This window comes from Microvirga arsenatis (assembly GCF_009910705.1).
GTDB classification, from domain to species: Bacteria; Pseudomonadota; Alphaproteobacteria; order Rhizobiales; family Beijerinckiaceae; genus Microvirga; species Microvirga arsenatis.
In genome coordinates this window covers 45,072-64,524 of sequence record NZ_JAAAXJ010000012.1, presented here as the reverse complement: position 1 = coordinate 64,524, position 19,453 = coordinate 45,072, and the positions used below count along the sequence as shown (strand labels likewise).

16 protein-coding genes are annotated in these 19,453 nt (G+C 66.6%); 14 read left to right on the top strand and 2 right to left on the bottom strand.

Annotated elements, in window-relative coordinates:
- Nucleotides 1–141 precede the first annotated feature (141 nt).
- On the top strand, nt 142–2,565 hold the full coding sequence (locus GR303_RS18480) for a hypothetical protein (protein WP_161723162.1): 2,424 nt from the start codon (nt 142–144) through the stop codon (nt 2,563–2,565).
- Nucleotides 2,566–2,570: 5 nt separating this feature from the next.
- On the opposite strand, the gene GR303_RS18475 is transcribed toward GR303_RS18480, so the two are convergent.
- Entirely contained in the window at nt 2,571–3,599 is a 1,029-nt protein-coding gene (locus GR303_RS18475; RefSeq protein ID WP_161723161.1) for an endonuclease/exonuclease/phosphatase family protein, read from the bottom strand.
- A gap of 158 nt (nt 3,600–3,757) precedes the next feature.
- Here GR303_RS18475 and GR303_RS18470 point away from each other — a divergent pair, with 158 nt between their 5' ends.
- The 10 genes from GR303_RS18470 (at nt 3,758) to GR303_RS18425 (ending at nt 15,265) form a co-directional block, all read left to right on the top strand.
- Complete coding sequence (locus GR303_RS18470) at nt 3,758–3,952, top strand: hypothetical protein (RefSeq protein ID WP_161723160.1); 195 nt, start codon at nt 3,758–3,760, stop codon at nt 3,950–3,952.
- Between the two features lie 148 nt (nt 3,953–4,100).
- Nucleotides 4,101–5,597 carry a sensor histidine kinase gene (locus tag GR303_RS18465; protein ID WP_161723159.1) on the top strand — a complete coding sequence of 499 codons (1,497 nt, stop codon included), beginning with the start codon at nt 4,101–4,103 and terminating at the stop codon, nt 5,595–5,597.
- A 138-nt stretch (nt 5,598–5,735) separates the two neighbouring features.
- Nucleotides 5,736–6,824 (top strand): TRAP transporter substrate-binding protein, encoded by a 1,089-nt coding sequence (locus GR303_RS18460; RefSeq protein ID WP_161723158.1) that lies wholly within the window; start codon nt 5,736–5,738, stop codon nt 6,822–6,824.
- Between the two features lie 148 nt (nt 6,825–6,972).
- Complete coding sequence (locus GR303_RS18455) at nt 6,973–7,545, top strand: DUF2939 domain-containing protein (protein ID WP_161723157.1); 573 nt, start codon at nt 6,973–6,975, stop codon at nt 7,543–7,545.
- An 86-nt stretch (nt 7,546–7,631) separates the two neighbouring features.
- Nucleotides 7,632–7,946, top strand: a complete 315-nt coding sequence (locus tag GR303_RS18450) for a YMGG-like glycine zipper-containing protein (protein ID WP_161723156.1) — start codon at nt 7,632–7,634, stop codon at nt 7,944–7,946.
- 393 nt (nt 7,947–8,339) lie between these two features.
- Nucleotides 8,340–9,422, top strand: coding sequence for an AI-2E family transporter (locus GR303_RS18445; protein WP_161723155.1), 1,083 nt, complete (start codon nt 8,340–8,342; stop codon nt 9,420–9,422).
- Nucleotides 9,423–9,593: 171 nt separating this feature from the next.
- Nucleotides 9,594–10,772 carry a cell surface protein gene (locus GR303_RS18440; protein WP_161723154.1) on the top strand — a complete coding sequence of 393 codons (1,179 nt, stop codon included), beginning with the start codon at nt 9,594–9,596 and terminating at the stop codon, nt 10,770–10,772.
- Nucleotides 10,765–11,748 (top strand): DUF6384 family protein, encoded by a 984-nt coding sequence (locus GR303_RS18435; protein WP_201752134.1) that lies wholly within the window; start codon nt 10,765–10,767, stop codon nt 11,746–11,748. Before GR303_RS18440 ends, GR303_RS18435 begins: the two co-directional genes overlap by 8 nt.
- A 4-nt stretch (nt 11,749–11,752) precedes the next feature.
- On the top strand, nt 11,753–13,147 hold the full coding sequence (locus GR303_RS18430; protein ID WP_161723153.1) for a coiled-coil domain-containing protein: 1,395 nt from the start codon (nt 11,753–11,755) through the stop codon (nt 13,145–13,147).
- A gap of 120 nt (nt 13,148–13,267) precedes the next feature.
- Complete coding sequence (locus GR303_RS18425) at nt 13,268–15,265, top strand: hypothetical protein (protein WP_161723152.1); 1,998 nt, start codon at nt 13,268–13,270, stop codon at nt 15,263–15,265.
- A gap of 35 nt (nt 15,266–15,300) precedes the next feature.
- On the opposite strand, the gene GR303_RS18420 is transcribed toward GR303_RS18425, so the two are convergent.
- Nucleotides 15,301–15,795 carry a YcgN family cysteine cluster protein gene (locus GR303_RS18420; RefSeq protein WP_161723151.1) on the bottom strand — a complete coding sequence of 165 codons (495 nt, stop codon included), beginning with the start codon at nt 15,793–15,795 and terminating at the stop codon, nt 15,301–15,303.
- A 215-nt stretch (nt 15,796–16,010) separates the two neighbouring features.
- On the opposite strand from GR303_RS18420, the gene GR303_RS18415 reads away from it, so the two are divergent.
- From GR303_RS18415 to GR303_RS18405, 3 genes are all read left to right on the top strand, one after another.
- The gene (locus GR303_RS18415) at nt 16,011–18,221 is read left to right on the top strand and encodes a PBP1A family penicillin-binding protein (RefSeq protein ID WP_161723150.1); all 2,211 of its coding nucleotides are present in this window, start codon (nt 16,011–16,013) and stop codon (nt 18,219–18,221) included.
- Nucleotides 18,222–18,299: 78 nt separating this feature from the next.
- Complete coding sequence (locus tag GR303_RS18410; RefSeq protein ID WP_161723149.1) at nt 18,300–18,893, top strand: DUF1214 domain-containing protein; 594 nt, start codon at nt 18,300–18,302, stop codon at nt 18,891–18,893.
- Entirely contained in the window at nt 18,890–19,453 is a 564-nt protein-coding gene (locus GR303_RS18405; RefSeq protein ID WP_161723148.1) for a DUF1254 domain-containing protein, read from the top strand. The genes GR303_RS18410 and GR303_RS18405 overlap by 4 nt, the downstream gene beginning before the upstream one ends.

Below are 19,453 nucleotides of genomic sequence, written 5' to 3'. Positions count from 1 at the left end.
TGCAGAGGGCGGCACACGCCCTGCTACGTTTTAACATATCTAAAAGCCAGTCCTGACAGTGTATACGAGGTGCTCAACGCCGGTGACACAGGCCGAAACTCTCAACCGGAAGCCTGGGCCGGCAGCAAAATGGGGGCGAGGATGTTGGCGAAAGTCTTTCGGTTCGGGGCCGAGCAGCGGGTGAACACCCATACCGACGGTGTTCAGGATGCTTCGAGCATCACGATGCTCAGCAACAACAACTGGATCGTGACCTGGACGTCCGAGAACCAGGATGGCGACGGCTACGGCATCTACCAGCAGCAATACTACGCCGACGGCACGCCGATCGGCGGTGAGCAGCGGGTCAACACGACGACGGCAGGCAGCCAAGCCGACCCGAGCGTTACCGCACTGGTCGATGGCGGTTGGATCGTGACATGGACGTCCTACAGCCCGGACGGGTCCGAGGCCGAGATCTACCAGCAGCGATACAGGGCCGATGGAACGGCGCGTGACGGCGAGGTGAGGGTCAACACCTTCACGGCGGATCAGCAGGCCGAGCCGACGGTGACGGCCCTCCCCTTCGGGGGCTGGGTCGTGACCTGGACATCCAGAGATCAGGACGGCTCCGGCTGGGGGATCTACCAGCAGCGCTACGATTCCAATGGAAATCCTCTCCTCACGACGGACGAGAGGGTCAACACCACACTCCAATCCGATCAATCCAGTCCGAGCATCACGACGCTCGCCGATGGCGGCTGGGTCGTGACATGGACCTCCTCGAATGGCTCGACCACCGACATCTTTCAGCAGCGTTACAATGCCGGAGGAGGCCGCGTTGGAGGCGAGCAGATCGTCAATACCTACGCGGCAGGCGACCAGTCTCTCCCCGAAGTGGTCGCTCTCACCGATGGCGGCTGGGTCGTGACATGGACCTCCTCGGAGCAGGACGGATCCGAGTATGGCGTTTACCAGCAGCGCTATAACGCCAATGGATCTCCGAGAGGCGGTGAACAGAAGGTCAATACGACCACCGTTGCCTCCCAGGAAAAATCCAGCATCGCGGCGATGCCGGACGGCGGCTGGGTCGTCACTTGGACTTCGGGTGACCAAGATGGTTCCGGTTCGGGCATCTATCAGCAGCGATACGACAGCAACGGCATGCCTGTGGGCGGCGAGCAACGGGTCAACACCACCACGCAGTCCGATCAATACGGCTCGAACGTCACCTCGGGAGTGGATGGCAGTTGGATCGTGACATGGACCTCCGAGAACCAGGACGGTTCGGGCGCTGGCGTCTATCAGCGCGTCTACAGCTACACCACGGCTTTCGGCGAGGGTCAGGAGTACAGCATCGGCTCGGCGGCCAACGAAACCTTCTATGTCGTGAACGGCGGCCTTGAAACCGGCGACAGCCTGGAAGCCGGCGGCGGCATCGACACCCTCCGGATGCTCGAGGGCGGCACGTTCGATCTCACGGCGCCGGACGTCCTGACGGGGATCGAGATCATCCAGGGCTCCAGCGGAAACGACGTCATCGAGGCCAATGAATCCACGCTGGCGGGGGTCATCGCGATTCGAGGCGGCGCCGGGATCGACGAGCTGCGCCTGCAATCGGGCAGCTACGACTTCTCGGCACTGACGCTCTCCGGCATCGAGGCCATCACGGTTTCGGACGCGGGCCCCACCTCCCTCGTCTTCGACGACAAGGCAACGGCGCTCCTGACGCGGGCTGCCGCGCAGAACATCACGCTCGTTCTCGTCGAGGACGTCTTCACCCTGGCCGAACGCCAGAAGCTCTACGATCAGGGGTTTCGCGAGGTCACCGATGTTGTCGGCACCCACGTCCTGCAACGGCCTGACGCATCCCTGGCCAGGAACTCGGTGCAGGAGAACGCCGGCACGGGCACGGTCGTCGGCGATTTCTCGGTGGTGGACCCGAACATCGAGGACGGCTTTACCCTGGACCTCGTCGACAGTGCCGGCGGCCGCTTTGCCATCTCGGGCAACCGGCTGGTCGTGGCGAACGGCGCCCCGATCGACCATGAGGCGGCGACCTCCCATACCGTGGTGGTGCGGATCACCGACCAAGGCGGCCTCGCCGTCGACAAGGCCTTCACCGTCAGCGTGAGCAACATCCCTGTCGAGACGCTCATGGGCAGCGCCGGCGCCGACCGGCTCACCGGCGGCACGAGCAAGGATGTGCTCTATGGGGGCCTCGGCAAGGACACGCTTACGGGCGGTGCGGGCGAGGACGCGTTCGTGTTCGACACCAAGCCGAACGCCCGCAGCAACCGGGATACGATCAGCGACTTCTCCGTGAAGGACGATGCGATCTGGCTCGACAACGCCGTGTTCGCCAAGCTCGGCAAGGCGGGCTCGGTGGACAAGCCCGCAGCCCTGAAGAGCAGCCTCTTTGCCACCGGCTCCAAGGCCAAGGACAAGGACGACCACCTCATCTACGACAAGGCCAAGGGCGTGCTGCTCTACGACGCGGACGGCTCCGGCAAGGGCAAGGCGGTGGAGATCGCCACCCTCTCCAAGGGACTGGCGCTCAAAGCGTCGGACTTCTTCGTCATCTGACGCCTTCACAGGGCGATGTCGACCGCGATCATCTCGTGGTCCGATATCGCCCTGCCCGCCTCGTCCACCGCCGCGATCACCTGCGGATTGGCCGCCTCGAGGCCGCGCACCACGAGCCAGTCGAGCTTGCCGAAGGGCGGCTCGTGCTTGTTCGTGGGGCCGGGCGTCTGGGTCGGCAGGGCGAGGTTGGCGCAGGCCCATGCGAAGCCGGCCTCCCGCAGATCGGCGAAGAGCGGCTCGAACCGTTCGGGCTCCTGCAGCAGGAGATGGCGCTCGTCCTCCCCGCGCGGCAGGGCTTTGGTATTGAAGTCGCCGCCGATCACGCAGGCCTCGCCGGGCGCGAACGCCTCCAGCCCCGCGAGCAGGGCGCGGATCTGCGCCCGGCGGTCGGCCGGATCGGTCTTGCTCTCGAGATGGGTGCTCACGACCCACAGGGGCTTCGGGGCGCCGGCCAGGCGGGCCGCGAGCGCCATGCGCCCGCCGATCCGCCGCTGCACGCCGCCCATGCCCCGAAACCACAGGCCGTTCTCCTCCAGGGGGATCAGGTGCGGCCGCTCCAGGGCATGGGCGCTGACGATCGCGTTGCCGTGGAAGCCGAGGGCGTTGCGGCGGCCGGCGCAGCGCCCGATCTCGTCCCGGCTCCCGAGATCGAGTTCCACGAACTCGACGCCGTAGAGATAGCCCTCCCCCGTCCCGGCGGTGAGATCGCGCAGGTTGTGGGTGTTGCCGGAGCGCGCCATGCCGAGGTCCACCTCGCTCAGCAGGGTCACGGCGGCGCCCGCCTGGCGCATGAGGCGCCGCGCCGCCGGGCGGTCCTTCAGGCGCTCGGCGTTGAAGGCCGCCACCCGCAGCCTGCCCGTCCAGGGCAGCGGCCGGAATGGCGCCGCCTGCTCGATCTCGCGCAGGGCCGCAAGGCGGGCCAGGAAGCGCCCATGGGCCTCCTCCCCCCGGGCCGCAGCCGCGCGGGCCTCGTCCAGGAGCGAGGGATCGGGGCGGGTCAGCGACCTCACCGCCTCCGTGCTTCGAGCGCGCATGAGCCGGGCCGTCGCGAATCTTTCCTCATCCCGCTGAAATATGGTGCGAAACCTCTTGCGGGGAACGAAAGATTCGGGAATCAATCCGCCACGGTCTAGGAACTTATTTACGCCTTGGCCGTTATGCAGCCGCACAAGATAAGCCAGGGGAAGGGCCCATGATGTTCTGGGCTGTCATCGTCGCGCTCGTAACGGGCGCCTTCGTGTATGTCGGCGATCTCTCCTCCGCGTTGGTCAGCGTGGCCGAGATCGGCGGGGTGATCTGTCTCTTCACTCTCATCTGCGCTGCGGAAGTCTTCAGCATTCCCAAGAACCAGGCCATCGACGGCAGCCGCGCCCAGGCCGAGTCCTGATCGGCTCCCCCGCCCTGCGCCATGGCCCTCGCCGCGCCGGCTGCCGCCGGTCGGCGGGGCAGCCGTCGATGGGGATGACCGCGGCATTGTTGACCTTGCGAAATATTGATACATTCCATCCGTTCGCCATGGCGCCGATGTAGAGATCATGAGAGTTCCCAGCCCGGCTGCGGCCGTCCCTGCCGACCTGGAGCACCTCACCAGCAATCTGGTGGCTGCGGTGTCCGACAGCCCGCGCGGGGTCCTGGAGAACGCCCTGCAGGAGGCGCTGGCCCAGACGGTCGAGGCGAAGGTGAACGCCCAGATCGCGGTGCTGCTGGAGGGGATCGGGGACGCCTTCTACTCCCTCGACGGCCAATGGCGCTTCACCTACATCAACCGCGCCGCAGAAACCTATTTCGGCGTTCCCCGCCAGGCCATGCTCCACCGGATGATCTGGGACGTGTTCCCCGAATCGGAGGGCACGGAGCTGCGCCGGCGCTACGAGGCGGTGTTCGAAACCGGCGCTCCGGCCTCCTTCGAATCGGAGGCCGTCGGGCGCCAGGGGCGCTTTCTCGAATTCCATGTCTTCCCGTATAACGGCGGCATCGGCGTCAGCTTCCGCGACTGGACCGAGCGCCGGCTCGCCGAGGAGGAGCTGCGGGCGAGCGAAGCGCGGCTCAGCGCGCTGGCCAACAACGCCCCGGCCTGCATGTTCTACCAGACCTCCCATTCGCCGTCCTACGACGAGCGGAAGGTGCTCTACATCTCGAAGACCTGCGAGAGACTGACGGGCGTCCCTCCCGAGGAGGCGCAGGCCAACCCGAACCTGCTCTACAGCCTCGTGCTGCCGCACCATCGCCAGCGCATGCTCGACCGGCGCCTGGAGAGCCTGCGCACCCTGACGGAATGCGTCGAGGAGTTCGAGATCCGGCATGCCAAGACCGGGGAGATCCGCTGGCACCGCATCATCGCCACCCCGCGGCGGCTGGAAAACGGCGGTATCATCTGGGACGGCATCCAGATCGACGTCACCGAGCACAAGCGGGCCGAGGAGCGCCTGCGGCTCCTGATCAACGAGCTGAACCACCGGGTGAAGAACACGCTGGCGACCGTGCAGTCCCTGGCGGCGCAGAGCTTCCGCGGCCTGCGCAGCCGCAACCTCCAGGACCTGCCGGCGGCCTATGCCTCCTTCGAGGCCCGCCTCTTCGCGCTGGCCCGGGGCCACGACATCCTCACCCGGGAGAACTGGCAGGGCGCGGGCCTCGGCGAGATCGTGACGGAGGCCTTCGCGGCTTACCGGGACCCCTCCGAGGAAAGCTGCCGGATCAGCATCGACGGACCCGATCTGCGCGTATCGCCCGCCATGGCGCTCAGCCTCTCCATGGCCCTGCACGAATTGTGCACCAACGCGGCCAAGTACGGCGCCCTGGGCGTCCCCGAGGGCCGGGTGCAGGTCTCCTGGTCGACCCTGCGGGCCTCGTCGGGCGCGCGGCTGGTCATGCGCTGGGAGGAGCACGGCGGGCCGCCCGTCACCCCGCCCGCGCGCAAGGGCTTCGGCTCGCGGCTGATCCAGGACGGCCTGGCGCGGGAGCTCAACGGCGACGTGCGGCTCATCTACGAGCCGACGGGGGTGGTCTGCACCATCGACGTGCCTCTTTCTTGAGCAGGCCCGAACGCATCTTCAAGAGGCGCATAGATCATTAGTCGATACCGGCCCCAGGCTGCTTGCGAAGGGAGCGGTATTTGGTGTCAATAGGGCGCAAGTGACGAAGTCACGGTCCCAGAGGGAGGAGTTTGTCTAATGAAACGTCGTCAATTTTTGCAGGCCGCAACGGTCGGCGCCGCCTCGACGGCGGTGGCCGCTCCGGCCATCGCCCAGTCGATGCCGGAGGTGAAGTGGCGCCTGCAGTCCGGCTTCCCGAAGTCGCTCGATACCATCTACGGCGGCGCCGAGGTGATCGCGAAGTTCGTCTCGGAGGCCACGGACGGCAAGTTCCAGATCCAGCCCTTCGCGGCCGGTGAAATCGTGGGCACGCCCCAGATCGCCGACGCGGTCGGCGGCGGCACCATCGAGATGGGCCACACCTGCTCCTACTACTACTTCGGCAAGGATCCGACCTTCGCCATCGGCACCGCCCTGCCCTTCGGCCTCAACGCCCGCCAGCAGAACGCCTGGCTCTACCATGGCGGCGGCAACGACCTGCTGAACGAGTTCTACGCCAAGCACAACCTGTACGGCATGCCTGCCGGCAACACCGGCGTGCAGATGGGCGGCTGGTTCCGCAAGGAGATCAAGACGCTGCAGGACCTGCAGGGCGTCAAGATGCGCATCGCAGGCCTCGCCGGCCAGATCATGCAGAAGCTCGGCGTCGTGCCGCAGCAGATCCCCGGCGGCGACATCTACCCGGCTCTCGAGCGCGGCACCATCGACGCGGCCGAGTGGGTCGGCCCCTACGACGACGAGAAGCTCGGCTTCTCGAAAGTCGCCCCGTACTACTACTATCCGGGCTTCTGGGAAGGCGGTCCCTCGATCCACCTGTTCGTGAACCAGGCAAAGTGGCGTGAATTGCCCAAGGCGTATCAGGCCATCCTGACCACGGCCGCGAGCTATGCCAACAACGACATGCTGGCCAAGTACGACGCCCGCAACCCGGCGGCTCTGCGCCGCCTGATCGGCGCCGGCTCGCAGCTGCGTCCGTTCTCGCAGGAGATCCTCGAAGCCGCCTTCAAGGCCGCCAACGAGGTCTATGACGAGGTCTCGGGCAAGAACCCCGATTTCAAGAAGATCTACGAGAGTGTCCGCGGCTTCCGCAACGAGGAATACCTCTGGTTCCAAGTGGCCGAGTACGCTTACGACACCTTCATGATCCGCGCTCGCGCGCGCGGCTAAGCCTCGCATCATCGCACGCGAAAAGGGCGACCGTCGGTCGCCCTTTTTTGTTGCCGGCAGCATTCCCAGATAAGCTCCTTCCCGCAGGGCCCCTGCCGCTGCTCAATCCATTGCCGCCCGGCGGCAGCTTCACGATCGTCGAGGCATCATGCGCTGGACGCTGCGCATCAGCTTTCTCCTTCTCCTGGCCCTGGCCATCTTCGTGGTCTCGCCCTTCGTGGCGCTCTACGACCTCTCCAAGGCCGTCGAGGCCAAGGACGCCGGGCGGATCGCGGAGCGGGTGAACTTCAACGCTCTTCGCGTCTCCCTCGCGCGCCAGATTCTCGGCGACTACCTGAGGACCCAGGACCTGGGCGGCCTCGACCCGGAGGTGGCCGCCCGGGCCGGCACGGTGGCCTTGAACCCGGTCCTGGAGGAGCTCGTCACGCCCCAGGCCGTGATCGACCTCCTGGAGGACGGGGAGCTGCGGGAAGCCTCCTCCGGCGGCAGCGCCATCGGCTTTCGTCCCTCCTCGCTCGGGACCGCCTGGCGAACCTTCATCGCCTCCGAGTCGCAGGGTTTCCGCTCCATCAGCATTCCGCTCCCCGTCGACGAGCCCAGGGACCGGCAGTTCAGGATCACCCTGCGCCTGAGCGGCACCACCTGGCGTCTGACCGGCATCGAGCTTCCCGAGCCGCTTCGGAAAGAATTGGCCAGGCGCGCTGCGGCGGCGGGGAAGTAGAGCGCAGCAGAGCCCGGCTCTTCGAGGAACCTGGGCCATTGAAAGTGCGTTCCTCATCACGAGAAGATCTGATGAAGGAACGAGTTATGCGTAAGTTTGCTTTCATTCTGCCGGCTGCGGCTCTTTTCATGACGCCTCATCTTGCCCTGGCCCAGGAAGGGACTGCGGCGGGCGTGGCGACCGGAGCCGTCACGGGCGCCATCGTCGGCGGACCTGTGGGGGCGGCGATCGGCGCCGGGGTCGGCGGCATTGCGGGAGGCATTGCGGAACAGAACGCCAAGGCGCAGGCGGCTCCCGAGGTCGTCGTGGTGCCGGATCCGGCCGCCACGGGCTCCATCCGCCAGCGCACCTGCAGCGTCGACACTCAGGGCAACCAGGCCTGCACGGAGGTCGTCCGCTGAGCGGGGTTTCCCGTCGAAGCATCAAAAAACCCGCCTGCAGCCTTCAGGCGGGTTTTTTGATGCCCCGGCAGGACGCGTCCGCCCATCCTGCGGCCGGAGGCGGCCATGGGTTCCGCGCCTGCCTAATGGATGAACAGCCAGCCGACCGCCGCAAGCGGGAATACTGTCCCAAGAATAAAACAAATGACATTGGACGTCATTTTCACTTCCTCCATATTGCGTCAATCGCCAAAATTAAATTCCGTTCCGCGGAAATTATGCCCTGAACACAGGCGAATACTGTCAAGTTATTGTGGCTTAGCCTGAAAGAGCTTGGCAGGGGCAGGAGTCTCGCGCCTGAGGGAACCAAGCTTCGCCGTTCCGATTGTTCATCCGACACAGCGAGGCGATGCGATGAACGATCAGGAGCGATCCATCCGGGGTTTCATGGGGGATGCGGAGTTCGTCCGGAAAATCCTCATCGTGATCGGCCTGATCGTTCTGGCCCTCATGCTGTGGAAGCTGTCCGACGTCCTGCTGCTGGCCTTCGGCGCCGTGCTCGTCGCCATCATCCTCAATGCCTCGGCCGATGCGCTCGTGCGCTATCTGCGGGTGCCGGAGCGATGGAGCCTGATGATCGCCGGGCTGGTCATCTTCGTCGCCTTCGTCGCGCTCGGCATCCTGTTCGGCACGCAGGTGCGCACCCAGTTCTCGAACGTGGTCGAGCGCCTTCCCTTCGCGGTCGACAACTTCGCCAAGAACCTCGGTCTCGGCGCGGTGAGCGACGACATCTCCGAGATGATGACCAATGCGCCGGCCGGCGGGCTGGCGGCACGGCTTGCCGGCATCGGCGGGGCCATCCTCAACGGCCTCGGCAACTTCCTTCTGGTGGTGATCGCGGGCGTCTACATCGCGGCGGACCCGCGCCTTTACGCCCGGGGCCTCGTCAAGCTTTTTCCCAAGCGGCACCATGAGCGGGTGGAGGAGTCCCTCGACGCATCGGGCCAGGTGCTCCGGCTCTGGCTCGTCTCGCAGCTGATCGCCATGGCCTGCGTGGCGGTTCTGTCCACCACGGCCTACTGGCTGATCGGCCTCCCCTCCCCGATCGGGCTCGGGCTGATCGCCGGCATCATGGACTTCATCCCCTTCCTCGGCCCGATCCTGGGAGCGCTGCCCGCAGTCCTGATCGCCTTCACCGTCAGCGGCGACGCCGCCCTGTGGACGGTTCTGGCCGTGCTGGCGATCCAGCAGATCGAGGGCAACGTGATCCAGCCCCTCGTGGCGCGCAGCGTCATCAGCATCCCGCCGGCCATGGCGCTCTTCGCCATCCTGGTCGGCAGCATCCTGTTCGGCACCCTGGGCCTGATCTTCGGCTTCCCTCTCGCCATCGTCGCCTATGTGCTCGTGAAGAAGCTCTACGTGCGCGAGACCCTCGGGGAGAAGACGGAGGTGCCGGGCGAGGCCGAAAGCGACAAGCCGAAGGCCGCGGGTCCCTGAGGCCCCAATTCAGGCTTTGCCGCGAGCGTGCACCGGGCTTGGCGGCCGATGCCTCCTGGAACCCTCAATCGGGTTGCTCATTTAACCGCTGTGCCTTTCCGGCCATCGGATCGGCGCCGTGCTGAAACCCCGGAATGCCTGAGACGCCGCGTTCTGCTTAGGAGGATCGTCATGTCGGATATCGCCATCAAAAGCCCCCTGCAATATCTCGACAAGGCGACAACGGCCCTTCGGGAACTCGGGATCATCCCTCCCGCGGCCATGGACGCGCCCATCAACGGGCTCCTGGAGAAGATCTCGGACCTCGACCAGGACCGCATCACGATCATCGCCCGTACGCTCGGCCAGACCAGCGTGTTCAACGAGGTGGTGCGCGAGCAGACGCAGGCGATGGAGATCGGCGAGCGCTACCGCGAGATCACCGAGGCCTTCAACTCCATCCGCGACGATACGAAGAAAATGGTCGATCAGCTGGAGGACCAGACGATCGACTTCTTCGAGCGCATCAACAATGTGTGGATGAAGATCTCCCGCGGCGACGTCGCCGACCGCTTCGACAGGATCAAGGAAATCTATCTCGACGTGACCCGCTCGACCAGGGACCAGATCGAGCGCGAGCAGATCATCCTCGATGCCTATCGCGACTTCCGCGGCGCGCTCAAGCATGCCGAGGTCATGGCGCTGGAGGTGCTCCGGACCGCCGAGAAGAAGCTTGAAGCGGCCAAGGCGGATCTGCAGCGGGCCTCCGATGCGGTGGTGAACTTCAAGGGCACGGAAGTGTCGGATCGCGCAAGGCTCGAGCTCACCCGCGACGAGCAGCTGCGGCGCACGCAGGACGAGGAGAAGCGCTACCAGATCGCCAAGGATCTCTCCGACAACCTGACGGTGAGCTACAACACGTCGGAGGTCATCATGGCGCGCCTGATGCAGATGACGAACGCCAAGGAACGCGTCTATGCCCAGGCCGTCACCTTCTTCTCCACCAACGACTCCGTCTTCACTGCGCTCAAGGCTTCGTTCACCGGCATGTTCGGCCTGAACGAATCCACGCAGACCCTGAACGAGATGAAGGAAGGCGTCTCGCGCAGCCTGGAGGTGCTCGCCGAGATCGGCGACCAGGTCGGCGAAGCCGCCGTGAGGGCGGGCTACGGCCCGACCATCCGGGCCGACGCGGTCAAGAAGCTCGTGGATTCGGTGATCACGTTCCAGGAGCGCTCGCAGGAGATCATCGGCGAGATGCGCCGCCTCGCGACGCAGAACTCCGCCGAGATCCGCGACGCGGTGGAAGACGGCAAGCGGCGCATCGCGCGCCTCGTGGCGGAAGGACAGGCGCTGCCGGCCAATGGCTGAGATGGCTGCCACAGCGCCCGCGAGCCCTCCCGACCAGCCGTCCCGGAACCTCGACGAGGTGATGCTCGCGATGGACGTGGTGGACACGCTCCGCCACCAGGAGAATCTCGTCAGCCGCGAGCTCAGCGAAGGGGACCGCGACGCCCAGCTGCTGCAGCGCCTGCGCGAGATCTACCGCGGCCAGGGGATCGAGGTTCCGGACCGGATCCTGCAGGAGGGCGTGCAGGCCCTGAAAGAACAGCGCTTCGTCTACACGCCGCCGGGCCCCAGCTTCGCCCGCACGGTGGCGCGGGCCTGGGTGAATCGCGGGCGGATCGGGCGGCGCCTTCTCGTAATGCTGGCGCTGCTGGCCTTCGGCTGGGGCGCCTACCAGTTCGGCGTGGTCGAGCCCGCCCGTCAGCGGGCGGCCGAGGAGCAGGCCCAGGCCGAGCGGAACCGCATCGAACTGTCCGAGCGGCTGCCGGCGGCCCTGACCCGCGGCCACGAGGACGTGCTGCGGGAGGCGCAGGTGCCGGCGGCGCGGGAGCGGGCCGACCGGCTTCTCGCCGACGGGCAAGCCGCCGTCTCCCGCGGCGACGCCGACGGAGCCCGGCAGGCCCTCAACGACCTGGAGGTCCTGCGCGCGGAGCTGCGGCGCGAATATGTGCTGCGCATCGTCTCCCGCCCAGGCGAGCCCACGGGCGTGTGGCGCGTGCCGGAGCGCAACCCGGCCGGCCGGAACTATTACCTGATCGTGGAGGCGGTCGCCCCCGACGGACGGATCCTCAGCCTGCCGGTCACGAGCGAGGAGGACGGCCGCACCGTGACCGCCTCGAAATGGGGCGTGCGCGTGAGCGAGGCCACGGCCATGCAGGTGCAGAGGGACAAGAGCGACGACGGCATCGTCCAGCGCAACCGCCTGGGCGAGAAGCGCCGGGGCCGGCTCGACGTGGACTATCTGATGCCGGTTCTCGGCGGCGCGATCACACGATGGTAGAGCGATGATTTCGGGACGTCAGGCACTCGCGCAGATCGAGCAGGCCATCGAGAAGGCCCGCCAGCAGGAGGCGCAGTGCGAGCTCGCCTATACCCGGGCCACCGAGGAGGTCGGCCGGCTGCGCATCCAGCGGACGGAGGCCTTCCGCGAGCTGGCGCGGCTGAAGCTCGATGCGATCACGCAGAACAAGGTCGTCGGCGAACTGGATGCCGCGGAACGGCAGGCGTTGAACGTGCTCGCCAGCCGCCAGGAGGCCCTGCGCCAGCTGACCGAGCGCCGCCGCCAGGCCGAGGAACGGGTGAGACAGGCGGAAGGACAGCGGCAGGCCGCCGTGGACGCCCTGGAGCAGGCTCTGGCCGGGGTCGAAGCCCTGCGCCGGGACGTGGAGGCCCGGGTCAGCGCGGATCCCGAGTGGGTCGCGGCCCGCGCCCGGGTGGCCGAGATCACCGGACAGGCCCAGCAGGCGGAGAAGAAGGCCGTGCAGGCCGAAGCCGACCGGGACGAGAAGCGCCGCCCCTACGAGGCCGATCCGCTGTTCATGTACTTATGGAAGCGCAAATTCGGCACGGCCGCCTACCGGGCAGGGCCCTTCGCCCGATCCATGGACCGGCTCGTGGCCCGCGTCGTCGGCTACGACAAGGCACGGGCCAACTACGCCCTCCTCAACGAGATTCCCGAAAGGCTGCGGGAGCACGCCCGCCGCATCATCGATGATCTCAAGGATGTCCGGAGCCGGCTGACCGCCTTTGAGCGCAAGGCGCTGGTGGATGCCGGCATTTCCGCACTGGAGGAAGAAGCCGCCCGGAGCAGGGAGGCGGTCGAGGAGGCCGACCGGAGGCTTGCCGAAGCCCGCTCGGCCCTCGCCGACCTGGACCGCACCCACGACGCCTCGGTGCTGGAAGGGGACGCCCCCCACCGGGAGGCGGTCGCCCTGCTCGCCGCCGCGGACGAGCGCGAGGACCTTCACCGGCTCTACCAGGAAGCCCTGCGCACCCCCGCGCCCCAGGACGAGGAGCTCGTGCGGCGCATCCAGGCCACCGACGCGATGATCGACCGGGCGCTGCGCCAGGCGGTGGACGCCCACCGCCAGCTCAAGGACATCGCCCAGCGGCGGGCGCTGATCGAGCAGGAATGGGAGGAGCTGCGCAGCCAAGGCTACGACACCCCCTACGGCACCTTCGGCAACGAGGCCGCCTTGAGCAACGTGCTCGGCGGCATCCTGACCGGCGCCATCGGCGGCGCGATCCTGGGCCAAGTCCTGCGCGGCGGCTTCCACCACGGCCCCAGCCCCTGGGATTCCGGCTTCGGCGGCGGCATCCCCTTCCCCCAGCCGGGCGGCTTCGGCACCGGCGGATCCTTCGGCGGAGGCGGAGGCTTCAGGACGGGCGGGTCGTTCTGAAGAGGATAGCTTGGCGGCGACAGGCAAAGCTCGGCTATTTTAGAGCTTGCGCAACGTTATTAGGTAATAACAAGAGGATATCAATATTCAATCCAGACTAAACATTGCGCTGAGGCTATCATGTTTCTGACCATCCAATCCGTCTTCAAGCCGCAGGCGACGGACGTCATCAAGCCGATTTCAACCTCGGCCAATGGGGCTTTGACGACGGCAGTTTCGTATAAAGGTCAGTTCAGCGCGAATGGGCGCTATGTCGTTTTCGAAAGCAGCGACAGCAATCTCGTCGCGGCCGACACGAACAACGAGTTCGACGTATTCCGCAAGGATTTGGCGACCGGAGCCATCGTTCGCGTTTCCATTTCGGGTGCAGGTGAGGCCAACAGCGAGTCGCGCAACGCCCAAGTCAGCGCGGATGGGCGCTACGTGGTGTTCGAGAGCTACGCCAGCAATCTTGTCGCAGGCGACACACCCAACACGCTCGACATCTTCCGCAAGGACCTTGTCACTGGCGAGATCGTTCGCGTCTCTGCCGTGGGCGCAACCGCGGCGAACGGCGCATCGGCCAATGCACAGATCAGCGCTGACGGCAACCTGGTGCTCTTCGAGAGCGACGCCAGCAATCTTGTCGGCGACGATACGAACGGCGCACGGGACATCTTCATTAAGAACCTCACCACGGGCGATATTACCCGTCTATCCACGGCAGGCACGAAGGAGATCCCCATCCAAGGGAACGGCTCATCGAGCAGAGGTCAGATCAGTGACGATGGCCGCTATGTCATCTTCGAGAGCATTGCCAGCAATCTCGTTGCCAACGATACGCCCAACACAAGCGACATCTTCCGCAAGGATCTCGTCACAGGAGAGGTCGTGCGGGTCTCGGTCGATGCTGCGGGTGTCAGGTCTCCCAATAAATCCTACTCAAATGGTCAGGTCAGCGCGAACGGGCAGTATGTCGTCTTTCAGGACGGAGCCGACATTTTCCTGAAGGATATCGCGACAGGCGCCCTTAGTCCCCTATCGACGGAGGGAGGCTTAGGCAAGTTTTCCCGCAAGGCCCAGATCAGCACGGATGGCCGTTACATCATCTTCGAAAGCTGGTCCACGTTCGGTACAGACGATGTCGATCAAAGCCTGGACGTTTTCCTGAAGGACATGGCGACTGGGACGATAACCCTGCTTTCCTCCACAACAGACGGGAGCCTAGGGACCGGTATGTACGGGGGAGCCCAGATCAGTGCCGACGGACGCTATGCACTTTTCAACAATGGCGGCGACGATGCAGTCAGCCATGTCAATATTCACCTCGTTGACCTCTTCTACAAGTCACACGCTGCCGCCATTACGGAAGGTCGCTTCATCGAGGTGAAGCTCGGCACCGGCGCTGCATCGAGCGCCACTATCGCCTGGGATGACGGCACCACGAGCACGGTCGTGCCTGTTGCCGGAAGCGCCGCCTTCAGCCACGCCTATGCCTCCACCGGAGCCAAGGCCGCCACGGTCACCCTCACCGAGGGGGCGCTCACCTGGAGCGTGGCGCACACCATCGACATTGCCTCAGGCACCATGGCCCGCAACACGGCTCTGGCCGACACGCTCTCGGGTGGGGCCGGCTCCGACATCCTAACCGGCGACGCCTTCGCCAACATCTTGATCGCGAACGAGGGCAACGACCGGCTGAATGGCGGCACGGGCAACGACTCGTTGGATGGCGGCGTCGGCAACGACGTGTTCAGCGCAGGCGACGGCAACGACCGCCTCGTCGGCGGCCTTGGCCGGGACACGCTCACCGGCAGCACGGGCCGGGACGTGTTCGTGTTCGACGACCGGGAGACGGCTTCCTCGAAGACGAAGGCCGATACCATCACCGACTTCTCGGGACGGCGCGGCGACCGCATCGACCTCAAGCTGGTGGATGCGAATGCGAGGAAGCGGGGCGATCAGAAGTTCTCCTTTATCGGAGACGACGAGGCGTTCACGGCGGCAGGCCAGGTGCGCTACGAGAAGACGAAGGGCACCACCTATGTCTACCTCAACACCGACAGCGACCGGGCGGCCGAGGCCGTGATCAAGCTGAAAGGCGCCATGGACCTCAGCAAGAGCTGGTTCGTGCTCTAGGGAGCCCGCGTCCGGGGCGGCGCTCCGCCCCAGCCCTACTCTGAGGGATCTTCCATCGGCCAGTCAGTGATGCGCTCCAGGAGCTCGGCGATGCTGAAGTTCTCCTCGGGGCCGGCCACCCGGTCGCGGACCGAGATGCCGGCCGCGTGCACCGTCTCCGGGTCGCCGGAGACGAGCGGGTGCCACCAGGGAAGATCGCGCCCCTCCGCCAGCAGGCGGTAGGCGCAGGTCCGTGGCAGCCAGGAGAGGCCCCGCACGGCCTGGGGCGTCAGGCGCACGCAATCGGCCACCTTGGCTTGGCGGTTCGGGTAGTCGCGGCAGCGGCAGGTCTGGTCGTCGAGAAGGGTGCAGCCCACATTGGTGTACATCACCTCGGCCGTATCCTCGTCCTCCAGCTTGACGAGGCAGCAGCGCCCGCAGCCGTCGCACAGGCTCTCCCACTCGTCGAGGCTCATGGCCTCGAGCGTCTTCACGCGCCAGAAGGGCTGCTCCTCCGGTTGGGAGCGGATCAGGGGTGCGACATGGGGCATGGGCGTGCTTTGAGGTCTCTTTGCGGCGGTTTGAGGGAAAGTGCCAAACCGCACCGCCGGCAGCGCTTACCTCGGAAGAGGTAAAACTCTGTGAACCTACAAACAAGGTTCCGAGTTATATATATCAGCCTCGCCACGCTTCGGCGTTGCCGCTAGGGAATTCAACGATCATAAAGAAGGCAGGCCGGTCCCCCGGCCCGCTCCAAAGGACCGCCGTGAGCCAGCAGCCCCCCATCCCCTTCACGACACGGGTCAAGCGTGCCGCGCTTGCATTCGACGCCTGGCTGAACTCGACCCTCTTCCAGGGCGGGCGGGCGCTGGCGGGCGCGTGGGAATGGTATTCGGAGAAGATGAAGTGCCTGCGGTTCCGCGGCGCTCCCCGGGCGATCCTCGACCTGACGAGCGAGGCGGCGACCCTCGGCGCCGCCGGGTCCGTCGTGATGCTGGCCCTCGCCCTGCCCGCCTTCCGGGAGACGGAGGACGACTGGCTGAAGACCCAGGACCTCGCCGTCACCTTCCTCGACCGCTACGGGCAGGAGATCGGCCGCCGCGGCCTCCATCTCGACGATTCCTACAAGCTCGAGGATTTTCCGGATCACATGATCAAGGCGGCCCTCGCGACCGAGGACCGGCGCTTCTACGAGCACTGGGGCATCGACCCCATCGGCACCTTCCGCGCCCTTCTGGTCAATGCCCAGGGCGGCGGCGTGGTGCAGGGCGGGTCCTCCATCACCCAGCAGCTGGCAAAAAACCTCTTTCTCACCAACGAGCGCTCCCTCGAGCGCAAGATCAAGGAAGCCTTCCTCGCGATCTGGCTCGAGTTCCACCTGACCAAGGACGAGATCCTCAAGCTCTATCTAGACCGCGCCTACATGGGCGGCGGCGCCCATGGCGTGGTGGCGGCGGCCGACTACTATTTCGGCAAGCCCGCCAAGGACCTGACGCTCTCGGAATCCGCCATGCTGGCGGGCCTGTTCAAGGCGCCCACCAAATATGCGCCCCACGTGAACCTGCCCGCCGCCCGCGCCCGGGCGAACGAGGTGCTGCGCAACATGGTGGAGGCGGGCTTCCTCACCGAGGGCCAGATCCAGACCGCCCGGCGCAACCCCGCCACCCCCGTCAACCGGGAGCGCGAGACGACCCCGGACTTCTACCTGGACTGGGCCTTCGAGCAGGTGAAGGTGCTCGCTTCCCAGAAGAAGTTCGGCAACGAGCGCGTGCTGATCGTGAAGACGCCCCTCGACACGGCGCTCCAGCGGCACGCGGAGCAGACTTTGGAGAACATGCTCCGCCAGCACGGGCGCCAGTACAAGGTCGGCCAGGGTGCCATCGTCGTCATGGACGTCGACGGCGCGGTGCGTGCCATCGTCGGCGGGCGCGATTACGGCCAGAGCCAGTTCAACCGCGCGACCGCCGGCCTGCGCCAGCCGGGCTCCTCCTTCAAGCCGTTCGTCTATGCGGCGGCGATGACGGTCAACCCGAAGCTGCGCCCGAACGCGACCGTGGTGGACCAGCCGATCTGCCTCGGCAACTGGTGTCCGCAGAACTACAGCCGCTCCTTCTCCGGCTCGATGTCGCTCACCTCGGCCCTGGCGCGCTCGATCAACTCCATTCCCGTCCGGATGTCGGTGGAGATCGGCAAGGGCAACGCCAAGGCCGGCCGCGCCGTGATCGTGGACACCGCCAAGCGCATGGGTCTCACCCATCCGCTGACGGATTCGAGCTCGCTCCCCATCGGCGCCGCCGAGGTCACCCCCATCGACATGGCGGCGGCCTATGCGGTCTTCGCCAATGGCGGCAAGCGGGCGGACCCCTATGCCGCGTGGGAGGTCCGCAACTCCTCGGGCGAGGTCATCTTCCGCCACGACCGGGACACGGCGCCCAAGCAGGTGCTCGACGCCCGGGTGGTTCAGGACATGAACTACATGCTCAACAAGGTGGTCGAGGAAGGCACCGGCAAGCGCGCCATCCTCGAGGGCATTCCGGTCGCCGGCAAGACCGGCACCACCAACGGTTACAAGGACGCCTGGTTCGTGGGCTACACCGGGAACCTGGTGGCGAGCGTCTGGTACGGCAACGACGATTCCAGCCCCATGAACGACATGACCGGCGGCACGCTTCCGGCGATGACCTGGCATGAGGTGATGAACGTCGCGCACCAGAACCTGGAGATCCGCCCGATCCCCGGCGCAAGCCCGGCCAATGCCAGCCGCGTGGCCTCGGCCTCCCGCCCGGCGGCGGATCAGGCCCAGACCCCCGCCCAGGCCTTCCTGGCGGGCACGCTCTCCCGGCGGTCCTATGAGGTCCTGGGAGGCATCGGCACCCTGTTCCAGTCGGTCGACCGCTCGTCCGTCACGGGCAGGGCGCCGGAGACCCCGCGCAGCTCGGCCGCCGCGACCGCGCCGCGCCAAGTGGCGATGCCCTGACGCATGCAAGCAGAGGCTCTATTGACGAACGCTCCTGCGGCGGCTTCGATGCGCGCGCCATCGACACCCTCAACGCCCGTGACCCACAGACGCGTCCCCACCGCCATCCTGGTCGTCTATGCGCTCCTCCTCGCGCTGGGGCTCGGCCTTGCCTCGGCCTATTGGGCCCTCGACGGCGAACCGCCCTTCGGGACCCTGCGCCTCGGCTCCTGGCAGGCTTGGCCGAAGCTCGGCTCGCCCGAGGCCGATCCCTACATGCGCGCGCTCCTCGCCCGGCGCAGCGACGTTCCGCTCGCCACGGGCGAGGGACTGGGCTTCACCGCCACGACGGACAGCGAGGGCAGGCCACTGGATTCCGCCTGCTCCTACAGCATCGGCCCGGTGGCGCCCGCCGCCCGTCTCTGGACGCTCAGCCTCTACGATGCGGAGGGGCGCCTGCCTGCCACCGAACTCAGGCGCCAGGGCTTCACCTCGGCGGAGGTGCTGCGGGATGCGCGGGATCAGTTCACGATTGCCCTCTCCCGGCACCTGCAGCCCGGCAACTGGCTCCAGCTTCCGGCCTCGGGCACCTTCTCCGTCGTGCTGCGGCTCTACGATCCTCCGGGAGCGGCCGGCGCGAACCTCGAGGAAGGCGACTTTCCCGCCATTCGTCGCCTGGGGTGCGGAGCATGAGAGGGTTCGGCCGCTTCCTGATCGCAACCCTCTCCGGCCTCGTGCTGGCCGTGGGCGTCCACATCGCGGCGATCCTCGCGAGCCCCTATCTCGCCGAGCAGGACGCCTTCGCGAAGATCCAGCCGACCCTGACCGCCGACAAGGCGCAGATCATCGGCGCCCCGGGCGGCGAGAACACCTGGCTGCCGCGGCCGGACCCGGCCGTGGCGGTGGCGGCCTGCGCCTTCGACCTGCGCAACGGCCCCATGCGCGTGGCGGCCAAGACGGGCGCGCTGCCCCTCTCCTTCTCCTTCCACAAGAAAACCGGCGGCGTGTTCTTCGCCGTCACGGACCGCGCGGCGATCCGCGGCGAGCTCGAGATCGTCGCCATGACCGCCCGCCAGCTCGACGAGGCGCGGGCGGCGGAGGACGAGAACGATCCCTCCCGCGACGTGCGGATCGTGGCGCCGGAGCAGCAGGGCTTCGTCATCGTGCGCGTGGCGGCTCCCACGCCCAGCCTGCGCCGGCAGGCGGAAGAGACGGCGAAGGCCGTCTCGTGCACGGCGGAGCAGGACGCGTAG

Bases quoted from the DNA above. Each gene is read 5' to 3' on its own strand.
- GR303_RS18450 (WP_161723156.1), top strand. From the start codon at position 7,632: ATGCGTAAGTTTGCTTTCATTCTGCCGGCTGCGGCTCTTTTCATGACG.
- GR303_RS18480 (WP_161723162.1), top strand. From the start codon at position 142: ATGTTGGCGAAAGTCTTTCGGTTCGGGGCCGAGCAGCGGGTGAACACC.
- GR303_RS18440 (WP_161723154.1), top strand. From the start codon at position 9,594: ATGTCGGATATCGCCATCAAAAGCCCCCTGCAATATCTCGACAAGGCG.
- GR303_RS18445 (WP_161723155.1), top strand. From the start codon at position 8,340: ATGAACGATCAGGAGCGATCCATCCGGGGTTTCATGGGGGATGCGGAG.
- GR303_RS18435 (WP_201752134.1), top strand. From the start codon at position 10,765: ATGGCTGAGATGGCTGCCACAGCGCCCGCGAGCCCTCCCGACCAGCCG.
- GR303_RS18430 (WP_161723153.1), top strand. From the start codon at position 11,753: ATGATTTCGGGACGTCAGGCACTCGCGCAGATCGAGCAGGCCATCGAG.
- GR303_RS18455 (WP_161723157.1), top strand. From the start codon at position 6,973: ATGCGCTGGACGCTGCGCATCAGCTTTCTCCTTCTCCTGGCCCTGGCC.
- GR303_RS18465 (WP_161723159.1), top strand. From the start codon at position 4,101: ATGAGAGTTCCCAGCCCGGCTGCGGCCGTCCCTGCCGACCTGGAGCAC.
- GR303_RS18425 (WP_161723152.1), top strand. From the start codon at position 13,268: ATGTTTCTGACCATCCAATCCGTCTTCAAGCCGCAGGCGACGGACGTC.
- GR303_RS18420 (WP_161723151.1), bottom strand. From the start codon at position 15,795: ATGCCCCATGTCGCACCCCTGATCCGCTCCCAACCGGAGGAGCAGCCC.
- GR303_RS18460 (WP_161723158.1), top strand. From the start codon at position 5,736: ATGAAACGTCGTCAATTTTTGCAGGCCGCAACGGTCGGCGCCGCCTCG.
- GR303_RS18470 (WP_161723160.1), top strand. From the start codon at position 3,758: ATGATGTTCTGGGCTGTCATCGTCGCGCTCGTAACGGGCGCCTTCGTG.
- GR303_RS18405 (WP_161723148.1), top strand. From the start codon at position 18,890: ATGAGAGGGTTCGGCCGCTTCCTGATCGCAACCCTCTCCGGCCTCGTG.
- GR303_RS18475 (WP_161723161.1), bottom strand. From the start codon at position 3,599: ATGCGCGCTCGAAGCACGGAGGCGGTGAGGTCGCTGACCCGCCCCGAT.